This is a genomic window from Marivirga salinae (assembly GCF_030503855.1).
Taxonomy (GTDB): Bacteria; Bacteroidota; Bacteroidia; order Cytophagales; family Cyclobacteriaceae; genus Marivirga; species Marivirga salinarum.
Genome location: NZ_CP129971.1, coordinates 3386410 through 3406417, shown reverse-complemented (window position 1 = coordinate 3406417; position 20008 = coordinate 3386410). Strand labels below are relative to the sequence as shown.

The following is a 20008-nucleotide window of genomic DNA, read 5'->3' as shown; positions in this document are numbered from 1 at the left end:
GGAAAATTTAAGAATTGTGAGATTATAGAAGGCCAAGGGTTTTTTCAATTGCTTTAGCTTTCAAAAGGCATTCTTCATATTCAGCTTCTGCATCCGAATCATAAGTGATAGCACTTCCGACTTGATAATTTATGGATTGGGTTTCTTCATCAAAATAAATACTTCTGATAAGTACATTGAAATCAAATACATTTTCACCATTGAAATAGCCTATGCTTCCTGAAAATACATTTCTTTTGGTGTTTTCGTATTCTTCAATCAATTTCATTGCCCTAATTTTTGGAGCTCCCGTCATGCTGCCCATCGGAAATGCATTTTTGATCACATCAACAGAATGTATGTCACTCTTCTTATTTGCTGAAATAGTACTTATCATTTGATGAACTTGCTGAAAGCTGTAGATACCAAAAATCTCCTCTACTTTCACACTTCCACTTTTAGCTGATTTGGCTAAATCATTCCTGACCAAATCCACTATCATCATGTTTTCAGCTCTTTCTTTTTCGCTTTCAGATAATTGCTTTTTATTTTCTTGATCTTCCAAATCTGTTTTGCCTCTGCTTGCCGTGCCTTTTATTGGCTGACTGATGATTTTATTTTCTTTGAGTTTAATAAATCTTTCTGGAGAAGCTGAAATGATGTGTTGCTTGTCCATCTTCAAATAGGAAGCAAAAGGTGCTGGAGAGATTTTGCATAGCTCTTGAAAAACCTGAATAGGATTTAAGCTTTTAACATTTGCTGAGAAATTGAGGCAATAATTGATTTCATAAATGTCGCCTTCTTCAATGTGGGTTCTTAAATTTTCAACTGTCTCTATGTATTCGGCTTTGCTTGTCCATGTTTTTAAATTGCTTACTATTGCTTTCGTATTACTTTCTACAATATCTTTTGACAGTGCATTTTTGATTTCATTTTTAAAACGTTCTAAATCTCCACTCTGAATTATAATATGATTGCTTTCAAATGAAATGATACATTCGGGAACGAAGAATTTCATAGGTACCCAATTTATAGTGGATAGATTATCGCTAGTTAGTTTTTCTAATTCATTTTTGAGGTCATAGCCTAAATAACCAAATAACTTTTTAGTAGGGTTTTCTTTTATGTAGTTTTTTAGAGATTGGAAATATGGAGCATTCAGATTTAATTTTTTATTTCCGACTGCAATACATTTTGAAAATGTGCCAAAAGGATATTGTTCAACTTGCTGAGGGTTGAAAACTGCAAGATGTTGAAATTGAGTACTCCATTTTAGTAATGAATCCCAATAATTAGGAAAAGATGAGGTATCGATTTTTATTGTTTCCAATAGCGCTTATTTTTTGGCAAAATTGCATAAAAAAAGGTTGCTAAAAAATATTAGCAACCTTCAGTTTATTTCTCAAAAATATTGGATTACATATTTTCTGCTTTAGCATCAATATTAAATCCAACACCTACTTTATTGTAGATGAATTTATCTTTGGCTTTATCGACCGCTTTTGATTCATCACCATACATTAAGCCCCATTTTGTTCTATCAATGCTAAAGTTTGTAAATGCTTTAACTCCATCATCAGTAACATTGATTTTTGCTGGTACTGTGATAGCTAAAGTTTTACCTCTCATCGTAAGGTTACCAGTTACTTCGTGCGTAGCACCTTCCAATTCAAATTCTGGTAATTCCATTATTTTTTCATCCTCAGAAGGTTGCTCCATATCATCTTGATAGGAATCATAATCTCCTGCTGTTTTCTCTGGATTCAAAGATTTCACAGATACTAATTCAAAAGTAACTTGAGGATGGTTTTTTGCATCAAAGAAATCATCTGATTGTAGGTGCCCTACTAATTTTTTATGATTTTCTTTATCATCTTTTAAATCAGTAATTGTAATTTGATTTAAATCGAAAATGAATTTACCACCTGTTACTTTTCCATCTTTTACGGAAATAGAGCCATCAGTAAGAGCAACATTTCCATAATGTCTTCCAGTTGGTTTTGTTCCTACAAATTCCATGTCAGCTTCATCTGAAGATACTGCAATTTCCATACCTTCCGCTTCTGTTACTTCTTCGGCTTCGCTTACCTTTGCTTCATCTCCTTTAGGATTTGAAGTACAAGCAACCGCCATAATTACAGCTAGTGCTAATGCACTTGTTATTTTTAAAATTTTCATAGATTAGTGGTTTTTATTGATTCACAGTCTTAACGATTGAACTTTTATAAAGTTTATAAAAATAAAGAAAAATATACTTTAATATAAAATGTAGGTACATGTATAATTTAAAAACAATATAGAATGGGAATAATTAAAAAATGCGATGGTAAATATCCTGTAATTGGACAAAATACTTACATAGCAGATAATGCTGTGGTAGTAGGTGATGTTACGATTGGTAAGGATTGCAGTATTTGGTGGAGTGCTGTTGTTAGAGGCGATGTAAACCGAATTACAATTGGTGATAAAACTAATATTCAAGATGGGGCTGTTATTCATTGCACCTATAAGAAAGCTTCTACTACCATTGGTAATAAGGTTTCGATAGGACATAAAGCGATAGTTCATGGTTGCACGATTGAAGACTCGGCTTTAGTAGGAATGGGGGCTATTGTAATGGATAATGCAGTTGTACAGACTGGAGCCATGGTGGCAGCAGGTGCTGTGGTTTTAGAAAATACCATCGTGGAGTCAGGATATATTTATGCAGGTGTACCTGCTAAAAAAGTCAAAAAGATTGAAGGTGAGATGCAGGAGATTTTTGAAAGGACAGCCAAAAATTACACACTTTATAAGACTTGGTTTGAAGAATAAGTAGCCTTGAAACATATTTAAGATTAAATACTCTGCATGACTACTATTTTTGATTAGAATATAAGATTGCTCTATATTGGATCGCATTTTGAAAATTAAATTTATTTCAAGTGCAACAGGAAACGATAACAGAGTAAAATGAAAAATTCAAAAATAGTAGGCTTAGGTCACGCTGTTCCTCAAACAGTGGTGACTAATGATGATATTTCCAAGTGGATAGACACGACAGATGAATGGATTACAGAACGTACAGGAATAAAAGAAAGACGTTTTTTTGATCCTGAAATAGAAGGATCTTTAGCTAAAATGGCTAAAAAAGCTGCGGATATGGCGTTAGAAAATGCAAAAATGAAAAATGATGATATTGATTTTATCATTTTTGCGAGTATCACGCCTGATTATTTTTTTCCAGGCTCTAGTGTTTTACTTCAGCGTGAAATGGGAATGGGTACTATCGGTTGCTTAGATATAAGAAATGCATGTTCAGGTTTTGTATATAGCTTGTCTGTGGCTGATCAATTTATTAAAACTGGGATGTATAAAAACATCATGGTAGTAGGCGGTGAAATTCAATCTACGGCTATTGATATGTCGGATAGAGGTCGTTCTACCGCTGTTATTTTTGGTGATGGGGTAGGAGTCGCCATTATGAGCGCAACGGATGTGCAAGGCGTCTTGTCTACCCATTTGCATGCAGAAGGTACTTATGCGGAAGAATTATTTGTGAAAGATCCAGGCAGTAGTTGACCAAGAGAAGAAAGACAATCTGAGCAAATCTTAGACACCTCAGGTTATAAAGTCTACATGAATGGAAATATGGTTTTTAAACATGCCGTGGTTCGTTTTCAAGAAGTGATAAATGAAGCATTAGAGGCAAATGATCTTAAACCATCTGATGTTGATATGTTAGTTCCACATCAAGCTAATTTGCGAATTTCTAAATTTATTCAATCCAAAATGGGATTGTCAGATGATAAAGTATATAATAATATTCAGAAATATGGAAACACCACTGCAGCTTCTATTCCAATCGCATTAAGCGAAGCATGGCATGAGGGAAAAATTAAAGAAGGTGATTTAGTATGCTTAGCTGCCTTTGGTAGTGGATTTACATGGGCATCTGCCCTTATTAGATGGTAATAATCTTATATCAGATGTTATTTTTCTATTTTAATTGTTAGATTTAAGAAAAACTGAAAGAACTATGATTACAAAGCAATATAATCCAAGTCAGCTTGAAGTAGAGTTTGCAAAAGCTATAAAAGAGTTAGCTCCTGAAATTGAAGGCAAGCTGAGTCAATTTAAAATAATAGGAGTTGAAGATAATATTCAAGCGGATAATCCGATGGTTAGAGTTAAATTGATTGATAAGGATAATGATAAGCATGAGGTAGTTTTGAAAATCATTCAGAAGCCAGATCAGGTATAGGAATTTTAAGTAAAGTTAAATAGGGTGGATAAATTAATTCACCCTTTTTTATTATGTCAAAATTCACCACTCAAGAGTTAGATTTAGCCTCAGATCCAATAATTCTATTGATAAAATATAGAATGATGGAAAAGGTATGGGATTTCCTAAAGGAGTTAAAAGAGGAAATAAGGATTCAGTTAGTCCCACTCCAGAATAAATTACCCAAAGAATTAAATATATCTCACGGTAAAATATCTAAAGGGGAAAATTATAAGCGTTTACCTTTTATGGTACTTGACTTTCCTGCTTTTTTCACCAGAAAGGATATTTTGGCTTTTCGTACTATGTTTTATTGGGGTAATTTCATTTCTTCTACATTTCATCTTCAGGGGAAATATTTAGACGAATATGGTCGCGATTTGATCGAAAGGTTCAGGAATTACGAAGGCGTTTATTTTTGTGTGAATAATTCTCCTTGGGAATATGATTATAAATCCAATAATTACGTACCTCTAAATGAATTAAGTTCAGCAGAAGTGGAAGATCATTTGAAAAATATAGATTTCATAAAATTTAGTATTAAATTTCCCATAGAAGAAATGCCTAAAAGAAAGCAGGATTTAATAAATTTCCTTTTGGAGGGATTGAAAGTAATTCAAACAAATTGAAAAGTGCGCTGTTTTAAAATCTAAAAGAAAAGCTATGTTTGGATTATTTAAAAAGAAATCAGAAAAAGAGAAGTTAAACGAAGAATATAAAAAGCTTCTGGCAGAATATCATAAATTGAGCAGCATTGATAGAAAAAAGGCTGATCAGAAAATGGCAGAAGCTGAAGAGGTAGCCAAAAAAATGGATGCCATAAATGAATAAATAATTTATATATGAATTTAGTACATGCTCCGTTTTATCAGGGATATGTTGAGTTGGTGAAAGGTGATATCGAAATGGAACTCACACATCAAATCAGCGAAATATCTGTTTTAATCAATAATATTCCTGATGAAAAATGGAAACACAGATATGAAAAAGGAAAATGGAGTGTGGCTCAATTGATGCAACATTGCATGGATACTGAACGCATTATGGTTTTTCGTGCACTTTCTCTCGCTAGAGGAGAAACGGCCTCTCTCCCAGGTTTTTCCGAAAATGATTATGCTGATGCTTCAGAATATTCACGCCAGAATAAAACAAAAATGGCAGAAGAATTTTATCATTTAAGAAAAAGTCACTTATCTTTATTCCAATCAATGCCTGAAAAAATACTCAAAAAAGAAGGAGAAGCTGATGGTAATCCAATTTCTATTATGAGTTTGTGGTATATCACAGTAGGGCATTGGAAACATCATCAAAAGGTGTTAGAAGAAAGATATTTTTAATTAAACTTTTTTGAATGAATTTTTTAATCAAATTACTATTATCCTCATTAGCTGTAATTGTTGCTTCTTACATTCTTCCAGGAGCCCATGTCGAAGGTTTTTTTGATGCACTAGTGGTCTCATTATTTTTGGCGCTTTTTAGTGCCACTCTCAAACCATTATTAATAATTCTAACAATTCCTGTAACTGTTTTTACTTTAGGATTTTTCTTGTTGGTAATTAATGCATTAATGATAATGTTGGCAGATTATTTAGTGGATGGATTTTATGTAGATGGCTTTTGGTGGGCATTATTATTTGGGGTGATTTTGGCAATAGTTAACGGTATTTTTGAAAGTGTAAGTAAAAAGAATGAATAAATTTTTATTTATTGCGTTTTCTAAAAAAATATTGTAATTTATTTTCCTAATACAAACCAGTAAACTATGAGTGCTCAAAATCCAGGATTCGATGCCGTAGAAATCGATAAATTGAAGCAGAAAATTGCTCAGCAAAAGAATAAATTTGTCTTAGTTGATACTGATGACAATAATGACGAGTATAAGCAATTTCGCTTTACGGGAATGTATGAAGGAAAGGAAGTGATTTATGATGCTGTGATTTATACATTACGTTTACATCATGCTAGCGAAGTATATGAATTGGCCGAACACAAGGCTGCACAGAAATTCCCTAATTTTAAACCTATCAAATTTCAGGAAGACGAAAATGGAGATTTAAGAACCTTGGATAATGTGGAGGAAGAAATCGGTTTATATATAGCGGAAATGATAGATGATATTGAAGATGAGGAGCTTGTGAAAGTTCAGGAGCATGTAGATATGGACAATGGAGGGGAATATGGTATAGGATTGGATATCGGTTTAAATGTAGAAGAGGTTGATGATGAAGTAATGAATAAATTTGTTTCTGACTTCAATGAAGATAATCTGAAATTAGATGATACCCTTTATTCATTTGTTTCGGATGAAGAGGAATATGATGTAGATTAGATTTCAATCTTATTAATTAAAGAAAATGCCTTTAAAATCCTGCATGGATTGTCTTCTAACTTATTATTCAAGTAAAATTAAATATGAATAGTAAAAATATTATTTCTATAGTAATGATAATTGCTGGTATTACTTTAAATTTTTCTTTTGAAAATGAAGGGATTGATTTTCTTACTGGTCTTTTGATAGGTGGGGGAGTTGGATTACTATTTACTTCAAAATTTAAATCCAAAGCGGTTCAGTAGCTTTAAGTCATTTCTATAAGATTTCATTTTAATTTTAAAATGAAATCTGATCATAAAATACTTCTTCAAGGTTAATATTTAAACTACGATTATCTTAGGGGGATAATGATAAGTTGATAGTTGTTAGTCAATTAAAACGAATAATTAATCTTTTGTTATTTATACTCGTACATAAGGTTACATATTCGATAAACTATCATTTTTTAACCTTAAAACTACACTATGTTACGATGGATTGTAATTTTCTTAATTGTTGCGCTAGTCGCAGCTGTATTAGGATTTGGAGGCATAGCCGCTGGAGCCGCGGGAATAGCAAAAATAATTTTTTATATATTTTTGGTATTACTGGTCATATCTGTAATTGCTAGATTAGTAAGAGGCAGGTGACAAGACATGAGATTATACTATAGAATATAATGCTGATTTGAAAGAGTCAGCATTTTTTTTGTTCTTTTTTTTACTATAATTTCGACTTAATTATTTAAATATTAAACAGACTGACCTATCAAGGGTTATTCTTACATATTGTTTATTAGATGCTCAAAATCGCCTATAGAAAAGAATACACACACCCTCTTCCAGAAAACCATTGATTCCCTATGGAGAAATATGAATTGCTGCCTGAACAGTTGCTTTATGAAGGTACTGTGACTGAAAGTAATTTCTTTGCTCCTGACTTACTATCTGAAGAAGATATTTTAGCTATACATAAGGAAGAATATTGGTATAAACTAAAAAATTTATCTTTAAGCAGAAAAGAAGAGAGAAGAACAGGTTTTCCATTGTCAGCTGCTTTGGTGGAAAGAGAGCGAATCATTAATCAGGGGACCATAGATGCCGCTAATTTTGCTTTAGAATATGGAATCGCTATGAATATTGCAGGCGGAACCCATCATGCTTTTACTGACAGGGGAGAAGGTTTTTGTTTATTAAATGATATAGCCATTGCAGCTCAATATTTATTAGTAAATAATAAAGTTGAAAAGATCTTGGTAGTAGATTTGGATGTGCATCAAGGCAATGGAACTGCTGAAATTTTTTATGGAAACCCTGATGTTTTTACTTTTAGTATGCATGGAAAAGGAAATTATCCTATGCATAAAGAAAATTCGGATTTGGATATTGAATTGGAAGATAAGACAGATGATAAAACCTATCTCAAAATCTTAAGAGAAAATCTGCCTAGATTAATTGATGAACAGCAACCTGATTTTATTTTTTTTCAATCAGGAGTGGATGTTTTAGCAACAGATAAATTAGGTAGATTGGGTATGAGTATTACTGGATGTAAAGAAAGAGATAAAATAGTTTTTGAGCATTGTTTTAAAAATGAAATTCCTGTTGTAGCCAGCATGGGAGGAGGTTATTCAGAAAAAATTGCTCACATTATTGAGGCACATGCCAATACTTATCGTCTAGCTCAAGATATCTACTTTTAAAAATCACGACCTTTTTTCAAGAATTTCGTATCTTTATTGTATGTCTAAAGAAAAATCTCTTTTTCGGCAGAGTGTAGTCTTTGGTAGCTACATAATCTTGATTCTATGGCTTGTTAAAGCAGCAGAATGGGGTTTTGCTACTAATTTCGCTCATTTTGGTATTATGCCCCGCCATTTATTAGGTACAATTGGCATTTTCACTTCCCCATTTATCCATGGAGATTTTTTGCATTTGTTGTCCAACAGCTTTTCTCTAATGCTCTTGATTATCATTCTATTTTTCTTTTATGATAAAATTGCACTCAAAGCATTGCTATACATTTATATTGTTACAGGCGTTTTCGTATGGATAATAGCTCGAGAAGCCTACCATATTGGAGCAAGTGGGGTGATTTATGGAATTGCTTCCTTTATTTTATTTAGTGGATTGCTTCGCAAAAACCAATCCTCTTTAGCGCTTTCATTTGTTGTGTTGTTATTATATGGTGGAATGTTTTATGGTGTTTTGCCTCAAGATGGTCATATATCTTGGGAGTCGCATTTAATGGGTTTATTAAGCGGTCTTTTGGTTGCATTGTGGATGAAGAATGATTTTGCAGGACAAGCAGAATTAAAATTGTATTTTGAAAAAGATTGGGATGAAGAAGAGTTTGAGGATGACGGTGAGCATTATAATTTTACCAACCCCGACCATCAATTCTTATACGAATATAAAGAATTGAAAAAAACTGAGGATAATGAGGATAAAAAAGATTGAGAAATTTTATAGTTTTTAAATCATAATTATATAAAATTCTGTCCTCCCTGTAGTGAGTAGGTCTGATTATCAGATAATTATTAAAAATATTCTTTTAATTGCTCATTAGGCTCTATTTAAATCCTAAAATTATAAACTTTGCACTTTAATTTGTTTGATTAACTTTGCAGGCGTTAGTAAAACCTAATTTATATTTTACCACACGTAAATTTTAATTTACGTGATATTTAAAAATACTTAAAAAACACATGAAAAACGTATCATTAAAACTTAGTATTATTCTAACTATTGCAGTAGCTTTTTTATTCTTTGACAAATTTAGTGGCACTGAAGCAGAGGAAGAAAGTACTTCAAATGAGCAAAAAGATGAAAAAATATATCAAAATGTAGCCATAGCTTATGTTCATTCTGATTCTTTATTAGCTAATTATGATTTCATGAAAGATATTGAATCAGAATTAGGCGAACTTTCTCAAAAATATGAGAAAGAATATCAAAATAGAGCGCAAGGTTTGCAAAATGAAATCAATGATTTCCAAAGAACTGCTCAGAATTTAACTGTGGCTCAAGGTAAAGCATTAGAAGAGAACTTGATGAAGAAACAACAGAATTTAAGAGTTTATCAAGAAGATTTATCAAGAAAATTGCGTCAGAAAGAAGCTGAATTAAATAATGAATTATATAAAACCATTAGCGACTATTTGAAAGAATATGGTGATGCAAATAATCTTCAATTGGTTTTGACGTATTCAAGAGGAAGTGACGTTTTATATGCTAATGATGGATTGGAAATTACTAATGAAGTAATTGATGGTTTAAATAAAGCATATAATGAGAAAGAGGCTACTGCAGCTTCTGAATAAAGAAATTTAATTTTATTTTTTAGCCCGTTCCTTAAATGGTGCGGGCTTTTTAATTTCACCTAAATTGGAAACATTAAGAAAGTTTTCGAGTATTCTTAATACTTTACTTCAATTAATTTGAATTAAGGTTGAATTCCCATTATTTTTGACAAGTTTAATAGAAATCGACATATATGGCTGAAGTAATAAAAATGCCCAAGATGAGTGACACCATGGAGGAAGGCGTAATTGCCTCATGGTTGGTGAAAGAGGGCGATGAGGTATCAACAGGAGATATATTGGCTGAGGTAGAAACCGATAAAGCCACAATGGAATTAGAATCATACGAAGACGGAGTAATTTTACATATAGGCATTAAAGAAGGAGATGCTGTACCTGTTGATGGGGTAATTGCCATCATAGGTGAAAAAGGTGAAGATATTGATGATTTGTTAAAAGAAATCGAAAACGGTGGAGGTTCTGATAAATCTGATGACAAAAAGGAATCAGATGAAAAAGATAAATCTGATGGTAAGAAATCAGAAAAAGATAGCGGAGAAGAAATTGATGCTTCAGATGTGAATGCAAGCTTAATCACTATGCCTAAAATGAGTGATACCATGGAAGAAGGTGTAATTGCTTCATGGTTGAAAAAAGAAGGTGATAAAGTGGAAGCAGGGGATATCTTAGCTGAGGTTGAAACTGATAAAGCCACTATGGAATTAGAGGCTTATGAAGATGGTACTTTATTATATATAGGCATTAAAGAAGGTGATGCTGCTCCTATTGATGGCGTAATTGCTGTAATTGGTGAGGAAGGAGCTGATTATGAAAAATTAATCAAGGCGCATGAGCAAAAATCTTCAGGAGGAGCAAGCAAGAAGGAGGATAAAGAAGAAAAGAAAGAAAAATCTGAAGATAAATCATCTGACAGTAAATCAGATTCAGGAAGTCCTAAGCCAACTCCGCCTGCTGAATCTGCGAATAAAGATAAAGGTGGTAAAGATGGTGGAAGAATATTTGCCAGCCCATTAGCTAAGAAAATTGCTAAAGATAAAGGTATTGATTTAGCAGAAGTAGATGGCTCAGGTGGAAATGGAAGGATCATTAAATCTGATGTAGAAAACTTCACTCCTAAGCAAAAATCTAAAGAAGCTCCAAAACAGGATTCTTCGTCAGATCAGGCTATGAGTATTCCTCAAGTTGTAGGAGAAGAAAGCTATGAAGAGGTGAAAGTTTCTCAAATGAGAAAAACGGTTGCTAAAAGACTTTCTGAAAGCAAGTTTACTGCTCCGCATTTCTATGTGACCATGGAAATCAACATGGATAAAGCTATGGAAGCTCGTAAGAGCATCAATGAAGTGAGTCCAGTAAAAATTTCTTTCAATGACATGGTGATTAAAGCAGTAGCAGCTTCACTACGTCAGCATCCAAAAGTGAATAGCTCATGGATGGGAGATAAAATCAGAAGGAATAATCATATTCATGTGGGAATGGCAGTTGCTGTTGAGGAAGGTTTATTAGTTCCTGTTATTCGCTTTGCTGATAATAAATCATTATCACATATAGCAACTGAAGCCAAGGATTTTGCTAAAAAAGCCAAAAATAAAGAATTAGAACAAAAGGATTGGGAAGGAAATACTTTTACAATCTCTAATTTGGGGATGTTTGGTGTTGAAGAATTCACAGCAATCATTAATCCACCTGATGCTTGTATTTTAGCAGTAGGAGGGATCAAACAAACTGCTATTGTAAAAGATGGAGAGTTGGTTCCAGGTAATGTGATGAAAGTTACGCTTTCATGCGATCACAGAGTAGTGGACGGAGCAGTGGGTTCTGCATTCTTACAAACTTTAAAAGGATTGTTGGAAGACCCAGTGAGAATTTTGATTTAGAAAATATATTAACTTGTATTATGAAGTCTCGTTGTTTGATAACGAGACTTTTTTATTACTAATATTTAAGCAAAAAATAAGATGTCAAAAATAAGATCAACTACCGTATGTGCGGTGGTACATAAAGGCCAAGTAGCCATTGGAGCTGATGGTCAGGCAACAATGGGAAATACTGTTGCTAAAAGCAATGTTAAAAAAATTAGAAAGCTACAAGATGGCAAAATCGTTACAGGTTTTGCAGGCTCTACCGCGGATGCATTCAATTTATTAGAAAAATTCGATGAAAAATTGAATGCTTTTGGAGGTAATATGAAGCGTTCTGCAATTGAATTGGCTAAAGATTGGAGAACTGACCGCTATTTAAGAAAGCTAGAGGCTATGATGATTGTAGCCGATAAAGATGAGGTTTTAATTATTTCTGGAACAGGTGATGTTTTAGAGCCTGATAATCAGATTGCTACTATTGGTTCTGGTAGTATGTATGCCCAGTCTGCAGCAACTGCTTTAAAGAAACATGCTGGTGAAAATTTATCAGCTGAAGATATCGTAAGAGAAAGTTTGCATATAGCGGCCGATATCTGTATTTACACTAACCATAATTTGGTTGTGGAAACTATAGGATAATTGTAATATAGATAATATTAAAAAGCTGCATTCAGAGTTATTAATACAACTCTGAATGCAGTTTTTTTTGTTTGGTTGTCCTTAAAGTTTATTCGATTATGAGGCGTTTAACCAAATTCCCTTCATTTGATTCTATTTGAATTAGATAAAGCCCTTTTGCTAAGGATTGTACTGGTATTTCAATTTGTCGATGGTTATCAATATTAATTTCACTTTTTATAAGCTGTCCCAATGTATTTCTAATTACCACCTTATTGAACTGAACATTGCTTTCATTTCTGATGTATACAATTTCTTTAGCTGGATTTGGATACATCAATATTTTGCTATGTAATGCTTCAATTGTATTTAGAACCTTATCGTCAATTAATACTTTGTTTGAGAAGTCAGAATCCCCTCTATTATTTGTAGCTAAAACTCTATAAGTATATTCACCTATTTCTACAACTTCTTCATATTCTTCAGTATCAGGAGCCAATTCTGCTATTTGTTCAAATGCGTCTGTTCCGACTGATCGCTCAACCAAATAAGCGGTTTCATTGGTAGCATTGTCCACCCAAGTTAATATGGCCGTATAATCATTTTCAATTCTGATTTCTAAGTTAGTAGGTGCTTCAGGAAAACTGATTAGTGTTTTGATTTCAGCCTCCTCAGAATATCCGCTTTCCCCTTTGCCATTAAATGCCTTTACTCTGTAAAAATAGGTAGTTTCAGCTGCAACAGCGTTGTCAGTGAAGGAAGTACTATTGATTTCTAACTCTTCTAATATTCCAAAATTTGAATTGTCATCTGTAGACCTTTCGATTATATAGCCTGTTTCAATTTCCGCATTGTCTGACCATTGGATTAGAACACTGCCATCTTCATTATTGGTAGCTGTTATGTTAGATGGTGCATTTGGAGTTTGTTTTTGTGTAATTATATTAATAGAATTAGAATAGATAGAGCTAAAATCATTAAATAAGGCTTTCACTCTATAATAATATTTGGTATCACCTTCAATTGTATTATCTCCAAAAGAATTTACATCCGCTTCAGTATTTCCAATTTCTATGAAATTCGTTTCATCATTAAAAGATCTTTCGATTATAAACTTGGTTTCATTATTTGAATTATCAGTCCAAGTTAGATTTATTTTTCCAAGTTCATTTTCTTGGGCAATTAAATTATTTGGAGGATTAATTTGAGGCCCTTCAAATAAAATATTTGTGCTATCAGAGTAATTAGAACTGTATTGTCCTAAACTAGATTTCACTCTATAATAGTAGTTCGTATTATTTGATAAATTATTATTATCAATGAAGCTACTAGTATTTCGATCACTTGTACCAATCTTTATAAAATCCGTATTTGTTTCTTTGGATCTTTCAATGATGAATCCTCCTTCGTTTTCAGAATTATCTGTCCAGTTGATAGTAATTGTTGCATCATTATTCTCAACTGAAGTTAAACCCGTTGGCTTGGTTAGCTCTGGTTCTGATAAATTACCAATACATAAATCTAGACTCCAATTTTGTAATTCACCACCATCTTGGTTGAACCCATCATCGATATATAAAGTCCATTCTCCTGTTACATTTTCTCCCATAAATGCACTTAAAGGTGATTTAGGTAGATATATTCCTCCATCTACTGGTGGGCAAGGGAAATTATCATTTTCGACATCATCACTGATTGAGAAATTAAAATCATCTTCATTGGTGCATATATTTGATAATAAAACTACCTCTGTTCCTGATGGGCTTACTAATCTGAATGACAAATCACTTATATAAGTATGTTTTCCAGAAATATTTTTGATTTCTATGCCTTCAATCGTACCATTAGCATAAATATTGATTTTAGACTGAATAGTATTTGGTCCACCATCACTGATTGTAACTGGTAAATCACTTGAAACATAATTACCACATGTGATTTCAGCAGTGGTGAAAGAGATGGTTTTATAACCACTCAGCCCACAATTATTATCCGTATTAATTCTTGCATAGAAAAGTGAGCTTACCTCCAAGCGGTTTTGAATTGAATATTCCTTTTCATTTGAAGAGCCAGATTCTATAATATTAGTGAATTGTAAATCTGTTGCTATATCGATATTATAGGTAGATTCAATATTATTATCGTCCCAAGTAAGTGTTGGACTTAATGATATGTCTGTTGATCCATCTGCAGGGAATAATATATTCGGTTCTACAGGAATATTTGTAACTGTAAAGGGTAGTTCAGCTGACCTGGAAATACTTCCTGAATTTGTATTTAATTTTAGGTTAAATGTTCCGGATGCTTGAGTATCATTTGTAAGTCTTAGAATAGTTGATTCTCCTGGATTTATTGTTGGGTTATCAAAAGTGGCCGTAAAATCATTTAGACTTTGAATGTTGAGTTCGATTGGCTCACTATATCCTAATATTGATTCACTTTCGATTGTGAAAGTAACTTCATCGCTGGGGCAGTAGCTTTCTAAATCTTGGCTGATTGCAATAGTATAGGTTGGTTCTGTAGTTTCAGAAATAGAGAATACTCCCGAACTTATATTAAAAAAAATGTTATTAGAAGCTGTAACTTTTATTTTTGCTGAGGATGTGTTGACATTGGGTAAAGTGATTACTTGTGATCCATCATTTGCAGTATTTGCTGCTACCTGCTCAGTGAAACTAATACCACCATCAGTTGAAACATAAATATCTACGAATTCAGCATTTACAGGTGCTATATCAGTGTTGTTTACTTGCCAGTTTACTGTTATGGTAGATAAACCAACATAATCACCCGTAAATTCTTCTACAACAAAGGGGCCTGCTTGATCGGTCACACTTAAACTTACATCATCATAATTTACAGCAGCAATTGCTTGATCATCTCTTACAGTTAATCTAAAATTTAGGTCACGAGCATAAGATGGAAGTAGTTCACCTTGAGTTTGGGTTCCATTCAATATATCAGATAACTGAGGGAATATTCTGAAACTGTCTGTAGTTGGTTCAAAAGAACGAAATAAAGGAGCATTTTCTTCTGGACTATTTGGACTTCCTGCAGGACCTAAATCATATTGTTCCCAAGTATAGCTTAAACCATCACCATCTGGATCACTGGCGCTTCCGTTTAATTGAAAAGGTGTATTCATCGGAATGGTATATCCACCTTGGCCAGCTTCCACTGTAGGTAAATTATTGCCAGTGCTAGTTGTTGCTGCACAACTATTCCCATCATTATCTTGAGAGAATACGGTCATGTAATCTAAACTGGCAGCATGAAAGTAAGGGTCACTATTGTTTTGAATATTATCACTACCGCAAATTCCAGCATAAGCCATGATAGTTGTGCCACTGCCTGGTTCATAAGCTGAACTAGCGGTTCTGTTGCCACCGGCACAAGAACCTACAACACCATTAAAAGTGTGTGGAGCACCAAATTGATGCCCTATTTCATGAGCTACATAATCCACATCATAAGGATCGCCAATTGGTTCCGAACGACCGGTAACTCCACTTGCTTTTCTACTATCAACACAAACAGATCCTAAGGAGGCTAATCCACCTGCTCCAGTTGAAAAACCGTGACCAATATCAAAATTCGAACTACCGATTATATTAGTGATATCAGCCTGTACTTCATCGATAAATGTGTTAGCGTTATTATTTGTAAAAGGATCTGTGTCAGGATTAGTATAAATTAATTGGTCATTATTATCAACTAAAATCATTGTAACCGCTATGTCTCTTTCGTAAATCCCATTTACTCTGTTCAAAGTCGCTACAATAGCAGAAAGTGCGCCCTCAACAGTGCCTCCATGAAATTGCGTGTATTCTCCAGTTGTGGCCACCGCTATTCTGTAAGTTCTTAATTCAGTTCCTGAAGGCCTTTCTACCATTCCTGACTCTACTATTCTTTGAACCTCTGCAAATTTTTGTTTGTCAGCAATTATGGGCTCTTCCTCGTAGAAATTTTTATTGATTAAATCTTCATTTAAGTCTTTTTTGTAATAAACTTGGTGTTTGATTTTGTCTCTTTTTGAAACCGGATCAATAAAGAATACACCTTCTTTTGAAAATACCATAGCATGAAATCCGTCCCTACCAAAAGAGATTCTTATATTATCACCCGTTTCAGGGTTTCTGCCTACATAAGTCTTAATATTAGGAAATTTGGCAGCAAGTGCCGGTTCCATTATTTGGCTTTCTTTTAAATTGAAGTTTTTAAATTTACCGTCTGGGTAGGGGATGGAAAGTTGAGATTCTTTAGATTGCTTTAGATATGATTTTATATCTTCAACTTTTAAATTGAAGTCTTTTTGCTTCTTTACTGGTATCAATCTTTCGGAATTTTCAACAGAAATTGTTGTCCATGAAGATTGTTTTTGAGCTATTAAGTTAATTGTTGCAAATATGAAAGGCAACAACAATAAAATGGGGAGTAGTTTTTTCATTATATCCTTTATCATTTAAGAGCTACTAATCTTACTAAAGGTTAATTAGCCAGTTAAAAGTTCAATTTTCTTTTAATAAAAAGACAATTGTAATGAAAATAAAATGAATAATGAACTTTTGTTTGTGTAATTAGGGCCTGCTTAAAAAGTCTCAGGTGCGTCAGATACAATCGGGCGAAGTGAAGATGTATACTTATACCTCAATCTTCGCCCGGGCAGTAGATGGCGTACCTGAGGCTAGAGCACTTGAAAATCAAATTTTGATTTTCAAGTGCAAACAATATTGGTTTTTTCTTCATAAAGGCTTGCACATGCTTAAAAACTATTCCACAATAATCCTCTCGAAAATACTATATTCAATTTATTTTTTGTGTTAGCAGTTTTTAAGCAAGCCCTAATTATATGGTCGGAGCTAATTACCAATTCTTACACTTAAAGTCAGTGTTTCTTATAACAGCAGGAGTTGTAAACTATTAATTTTTAATGATTTTTTCTTCATCCTTATCCTTAACCCATAAACTTAATAACCCAGCTATAATCATAGAAACTCCTCCGATAATTAATGCATAAATAGCATCGTTGTTGAAGAAACTTTTTAAAATAAAACCTAATATACCAGCTGCTACAATTTGAGGTATTACGATAAAGAAATTGAATACTCCCATATAATAGCCCATCTTATCGGAAGGTAAAGCACTGCTCAACATGGCATAAGGAACTGAAAGTATACTTGCCCAAGCAATTCCTACACCAATCATACTGAGGACTAGGAAATTTGGTTCATTGATGTAAAATATAGAAATAAGGCCAGCTGCGCCACAAAATAAGGCAATAAGATGTGTGCCTTTTCTTCCGAAATATTTGGCCAGTTGCGGTAAAAGGAAGGCAGCCAAAGCAGCCACTCCATTATAAACACCAAACATTATCCCTACCCAATTAGCACCTTCATTATAGATTGCTGATTTTGTGTCAATAGTCCCATAAACATGTTCCGTTACTGCGGGAGTTGTATAAATCCACATAGCAAATAAGGCAAACCAGGAGAAGAATTGAACAAATGCCAATTGAACCATAGTTTTAGGCATTTTAAATATTCCTATGAATGATTCAGCCAAACCAGTGAATATTCCTCTTTCACTATTTTCTAATTTTAGTTTTTCAATATCATCTGGTGGATATTCTTTTGAGTTGAAGACTGTCCACATCACAGCAGAGAAAAATGCAACACCCCCAATATAAAAAGACCATTTTACAGAATCAGGAATTTGACCATCTGGCGCAGTGTTATCAAATCCTAGCCAATTTGTGAGTACATAGGGTAGGATAGAAGCTATTACAGCTCCTATACCGATAAAGAATGCTTGCATGGCGAATCCTTTTGTACGCTGTTCATTGGGTAAAACATCCCCAACAAAAGCTCTGAAAGGCTCCATACTCACATTGATTGATCCATCCATTATCCATAGCATTCCAGCAGCTATCCATAGGCTAGGGGAGTTTGGCATAATGAATAAAGCGATGGTAGCTAAAACGGCACCAATCGCAAAAAAAGGTCTTCGCCTGCCCCATTTAGGAATCCAAGTCCTATCAGAATAATAGCCAATGATAGGTTGAACAATTAGTCCAGTTACAGGTGCGGCTAACCATAAAATGGGTAAACTGTCTTTCTCTGCACCAAGTGTTTCAAATATTCGGCTGACATTGGCATTTTGTAAAGCAAAGCCAAATTGAATACCTAAAAAACCAAAACTCATGTTCCAAATCTCCCAAAAGTTTAACTTTGGCTTCTTGGATTCGATCGATATATTATCCATTATTTAATGTTCAAGCTATTTTTTGTCAATATCATATAAGACCATGGGTCAAATGCCATAGGTTCTTGATTTTCCGAGAAACTTACGGTTAGTTGTGGATTGTTAGCTTTCTGGTAGCTTTTATCAAAGTAATTTCTGTCCACTTTTAAGGTTTGGATGCTGTCGGATAAATTTAAAATAATAATCACCTCGTTGTCATCCTTTTTTCTACTGAAAGCTAGCAATTCAGATGAATTTTGTGCTGAATTTATTACTTGGAAACTACCACCAAAAGCACCGTTCCACAAAGCTGGATTATTCTTTTTAAGCATTAATAATTGGCTGTAAAATTCCTCATATTCAAGATTTGACCAGTCAATGCTATCTTTATCAAAAAATGGCAGTCTTTTATCTAATCCTGCTTCTTGGCCACTGTAAATTAGAGGCATTCCAGGAACCGTAGCAGTTAAAACAGCTAATGCTTCATAGGCATCTCCCATTCGTTCGAAAACTGTTCCAGCCCAACTATTTTCATCATGATTGGATGTGAAATACATTCTAAAGGCAGTTGAATCATATTTTTCAGCATCTTTTTCTAAATATGCGACCACAGAATCCGCATTGGCTTTCCCCTTTGCAATATCATTCAACATATGGTGAAATTCCCATCCGTAACTCATATCAAAACCTGCATCATGTATTTTTGGCTCTTCCCATTCTGCCAACATAAATACATCTTTAGTAGCTTCAAGGCTGTCAATAGCTTTTTTCCAAAATTCATTAGGCACCATTCCTGCCATGTCGCATCTAAAGCCATCAATATCAGCTTCAGTGATCCACCATTTCATTTCTTTGATCATTGCTTGATGCAATTCTTGGTTATCATAATTTAGGTCGGCAACATCAGTCCAATCTTCCACTGGAGATTGAAGGTTTCCTACAGAATCTAAATTGTAATATTCAGGGTGTTCCTCAGCCCAATGGTGATCATAAGCCGTATGGTTAGCAACCCAATCCAAAAGTACGATCATATCCTTTTCATGAGCAGTATCAACGAGCCTATTGAAGTCTTCTAATGTTCCAAAATTGGGATTTATAGCGGTATAATTTTTAATAGAATAGTAACTTCCTAAGGGTTCTTTTCGGTTTTTTTTACCAATAGGTTGAACTGGCATTATCCATAAAATATCAACTCCCATATTCTTTAATCTATCAATATGGGGGATAAATGCATTTATAGTTCCTTCAGCTGTGTACTGCCTAATGTTAACCTCATAAATGTTCATATCCTTAGCTTTTTCAGGATATGTAAGGATTATATCTTGCTGCATTTTATCTTGAACAGATTGGCAAGAGTAATTAACTATTCCAGCAATTATTATTATAAATAGAAGTTGTTTTCTCATATACTATTG

18 protein-coding genes and 2 pseudogenes are annotated in these 20008 nt (G+C 33.7%); 15 read left to right on the top strand and 5 right to left on the bottom strand.

Translation table 11 applies throughout. From position 1 onward, the window contains the following. Nucleotides 1-22: 22 nt before the first annotated feature. Both pabB and QYS49_RS14310 read right to left on the bottom strand, forming a co-directional pair. Nucleotides 23-1309, bottom strand: a complete 1287-nt coding sequence (pabB, locus tag QYS49_RS14315; protein WP_308348213.1) for an aminodeoxychorismate synthase component I — start codon at nt 1307-1309, stop codon at nt 23-25. A gap of 86 nt (nt 1310-1395) precedes the next feature. Then, nucleotides 1396-2157, bottom strand: coding sequence for a YceI family protein (locus QYS49_RS14310; RefSeq protein WP_308348211.1), 762 nt, complete (start codon nt 2155-2157; stop codon nt 1396-1398). 123 nt (nt 2158-2280) lie between these two features. Between QYS49_RS14310 and QYS49_RS14305 the strand changes: the two genes are divergently transcribed. The 15 genes and pseudogenes from QYS49_RS14305 (at nt 2281) to hslV (ending at nt 12374) form a co-directional block, all read left to right on the top strand. After that, nucleotides 2281-2793, top strand: coding sequence for a gamma carbonic anhydrase family protein (locus tag QYS49_RS14305; RefSeq protein ID WP_308348209.1), 513 nt, complete (start codon nt 2281-2283; stop codon nt 2791-2793). 138 nt (nt 2794-2931) lie between these two features. Next, nucleotides 2932-3933, top strand: a pseudogene (locus tag QYS49_RS14300) (3-oxoacyl-ACP synthase III family protein). A 64-nt stretch (nt 3934-3997) separates the two neighbouring features. Beyond that, the gene (locus QYS49_RS14295) at nt 3998-4222 is read left to right on the top strand and encodes a hypothetical protein (protein WP_308348207.1); all 225 of its coding nucleotides are present in this window, start codon (nt 3998-4000) and stop codon (nt 4220-4222) included. A 53-nt stretch (nt 4223-4275) separates the two neighbouring features. After that, the gene (locus QYS49_RS14290) at nt 4276-4872 is read left to right on the top strand and encodes a hypothetical protein (protein WP_308348205.1); all 597 of its coding nucleotides are present in this window, start codon (nt 4276-4278) and stop codon (nt 4870-4872) included. A gap of 34 nt (nt 4873-4906) precedes the next feature. After that, complete coding sequence (locus QYS49_RS14285; protein ID WP_308348204.1) at nt 4907-5074, top strand: Lacal_2735 family protein; 168 nt, start codon at nt 4907-4909, stop codon at nt 5072-5074. A gap of 11 nt (nt 5075-5085) precedes the next feature. After that, nucleotides 5086-5580 (top strand): DinB family protein, encoded by a 495-nt coding sequence (locus QYS49_RS14280; protein ID WP_308348203.1) that lies wholly within the window; start codon nt 5086-5088, stop codon nt 5578-5580. 14 nt (nt 5581-5594) lie between these two features. After that, complete coding sequence (locus QYS49_RS14275; protein ID WP_308348202.1) at nt 5595-5939, top strand: phage holin family protein; 345 nt, start codon at nt 5595-5597, stop codon at nt 5937-5939. A gap of 66 nt (nt 5940-6005) precedes the next feature. Then, nucleotides 6006-6572: a hypothetical protein gene (locus QYS49_RS14270; protein WP_308348200.1), complete on the top strand. Its 567-nt coding sequence runs from the start codon at nt 6006-6008 to the stop codon at nt 6570-6572. An 83-nt stretch (nt 6573-6655) separates the two neighbouring features. Next, nucleotides 6656-6817 (top strand): hypothetical protein, encoded by a 162-nt coding sequence (locus QYS49_RS14265; protein WP_308348199.1) that lies wholly within the window; start codon nt 6656-6658, stop codon nt 6815-6817. A 222-nt stretch (nt 6818-7039) separates the two neighbouring features. Continuing rightward, on the top strand, nt 7040-7204 hold the full coding sequence (locus QYS49_RS14260; protein ID WP_308348198.1) for a DUF1328 domain-containing protein: 165 nt from the start codon (nt 7040-7042) through the stop codon (nt 7202-7204). 149 nt (nt 7205-7353) lie between these two features. Next, nucleotides 7354-8256 (top strand): annotated as a pseudogene (locus QYS49_RS14255) (histone deacetylase family protein). Between the two features lie 40 nt (nt 8257-8296). Continuing rightward, nucleotides 8297-9013, top strand: a complete 717-nt coding sequence (locus QYS49_RS14250) for a rhomboid family intramembrane serine protease (RefSeq protein ID WP_308348197.1) — start codon at nt 8297-8299, stop codon at nt 9011-9013. Between the two features lie 248 nt (nt 9014-9261). Next, nucleotides 9262-9876: an OmpH/Skp family outer membrane protein gene (locus QYS49_RS14245; protein ID WP_308348194.1), complete on the top strand. Its 615-nt coding sequence runs from the start codon at nt 9262-9264 to the stop codon at nt 9874-9876. A gap of 173 nt (nt 9877-10049) precedes the next feature. Further along, nucleotides 10050-11750, top strand: coding sequence for a pyruvate dehydrogenase complex dihydrolipoamide acetyltransferase (locus tag QYS49_RS14240; RefSeq protein ID WP_308348193.1), 1701 nt, complete (start codon nt 10050-10052; stop codon nt 11748-11750). Between the two features lie 81 nt (nt 11751-11831). Beyond that, nucleotides 11832-12374: an ATP-dependent protease subunit HslV gene (gene hslV / locus QYS49_RS14235; protein ID WP_308348192.1), complete on the top strand. Its 543-nt coding sequence runs from the start codon at nt 11832-11834 to the stop codon at nt 12372-12374. Between the two features lie 88 nt (nt 12375-12462). On the opposite strand, the gene QYS49_RS14230 is transcribed toward hslV, so the two are convergent. From QYS49_RS14230 to QYS49_RS14220, 3 genes are all read right to left on the bottom strand, one after another. After that, the gene (locus QYS49_RS14230) at nt 12463-16800 is read right to left on the bottom strand and encodes a reprolysin-like metallopeptidase (RefSeq protein WP_308348190.1); all 4338 of its coding nucleotides are present in this window, start codon (nt 16798-16800) and stop codon (nt 12463-12465) included. A 473-nt stretch (nt 16801-17273) separates the two neighbouring features. Continuing rightward, nucleotides 17274-18614 (bottom strand): MFS transporter, encoded by a 1341-nt coding sequence (locus QYS49_RS14225; RefSeq protein WP_308348189.1) that lies wholly within the window; start codon nt 18612-18614, stop codon nt 17274-17276. Further along, nucleotides 18614-19999 (bottom strand): alpha-amylase family glycosyl hydrolase, encoded by a 1386-nt coding sequence (locus tag QYS49_RS14220; protein WP_308348187.1) that lies wholly within the window; start codon nt 19997-19999, stop codon nt 18614-18616. The genes QYS49_RS14225 and QYS49_RS14220 overlap by 1 nt, the downstream gene beginning before the upstream one ends. Between the last annotated feature and the right edge of the window lie 9 nt (nt 20000-20008).

Coding starts and splice junctions, on each gene's coding strand:
- QYS49_RS14265 (WP_308348199.1), top strand. CDS start 6,656: ATGAATAGTAAAAATATTATTTCTATAGTAATGATAATTGCTGGTATT.
- QYS49_RS14230 (WP_308348190.1), bottom strand. CDS start 16,800: ATGAAAAAACTACTCCCCATTTTATTGTTGTTGCCTTTCATATTTGCA.
- QYS49_RS14220 (WP_308348187.1), bottom strand. CDS start 19,999: ATGAGAAAACAACTTCTATTTATAATAATAATTGCTGGAATAGTTAAT.
- QYS49_RS14285 (WP_308348204.1), top strand. CDS start 4,907: ATGTTTGGATTATTTAAAAAGAAATCAGAAAAAGAGAAGTTAAACGAA.
- QYS49_RS14290 (WP_308348205.1), top strand. CDS start 4,276: ATGTCAAAATTCACCACTCAAGAGTTAGATTTAGCCTCAGATCCAATA.
- hslV (WP_308348192.1), top strand. CDS start 11,832: ATGTCAAAAATAAGATCAACTACCGTATGTGCGGTGGTACATAAAGGC.
- QYS49_RS14225 (WP_308348189.1), bottom strand. CDS start 18,614: ATGGATAATATATCGATCGAATCCAAGAAGCCAAAGTTAAACTTTTGG.
- QYS49_RS14305 (WP_308348209.1), top strand. CDS start 2,281: ATGGGAATAATTAAAAAATGCGATGGTAAATATCCTGTAATTGGACAA.
- QYS49_RS14280 (WP_308348203.1), top strand. CDS start 5,086: ATGAATTTAGTACATGCTCCGTTTTATCAGGGATATGTTGAGTTGGTG.
- QYS49_RS14240 (WP_308348193.1), top strand. CDS start 10,050: ATGGCTGAAGTAATAAAAATGCCCAAGATGAGTGACACCATGGAGGAA.
- QYS49_RS14275 (WP_308348202.1), top strand. CDS start 5,595: ATGAATTTTTTAATCAAATTACTATTATCCTCATTAGCTGTAATTGTT.
- QYS49_RS14250 (WP_308348197.1), top strand. CDS start 8,297: ATGTCTAAAGAAAAATCTCTTTTTCGGCAGAGTGTAGTCTTTGGTAGC.
- QYS49_RS14245 (WP_308348194.1), top strand. CDS start 9,262: ATGAAAAACGTATCATTAAAACTTAGTATTATTCTAACTATTGCAGTA.
- QYS49_RS14270 (WP_308348200.1), top strand. CDS start 6,006: ATGAGTGCTCAAAATCCAGGATTCGATGCCGTAGAAATCGATAAATTG.
- QYS49_RS14310 (WP_308348211.1), bottom strand. CDS start 2,157: ATGAAAATTTTAAAAATAACAAGTGCATTAGCACTAGCTGTAATTATG.
- QYS49_RS14260 (WP_308348198.1), top strand. CDS start 7,040: ATGTTACGATGGATTGTAATTTTCTTAATTGTTGCGCTAGTCGCAGCT.
- QYS49_RS14295 (WP_308348207.1), top strand. CDS start 3,998: ATGATTACAAAGCAATATAATCCAAGTCAGCTTGAAGTAGAGTTTGCA.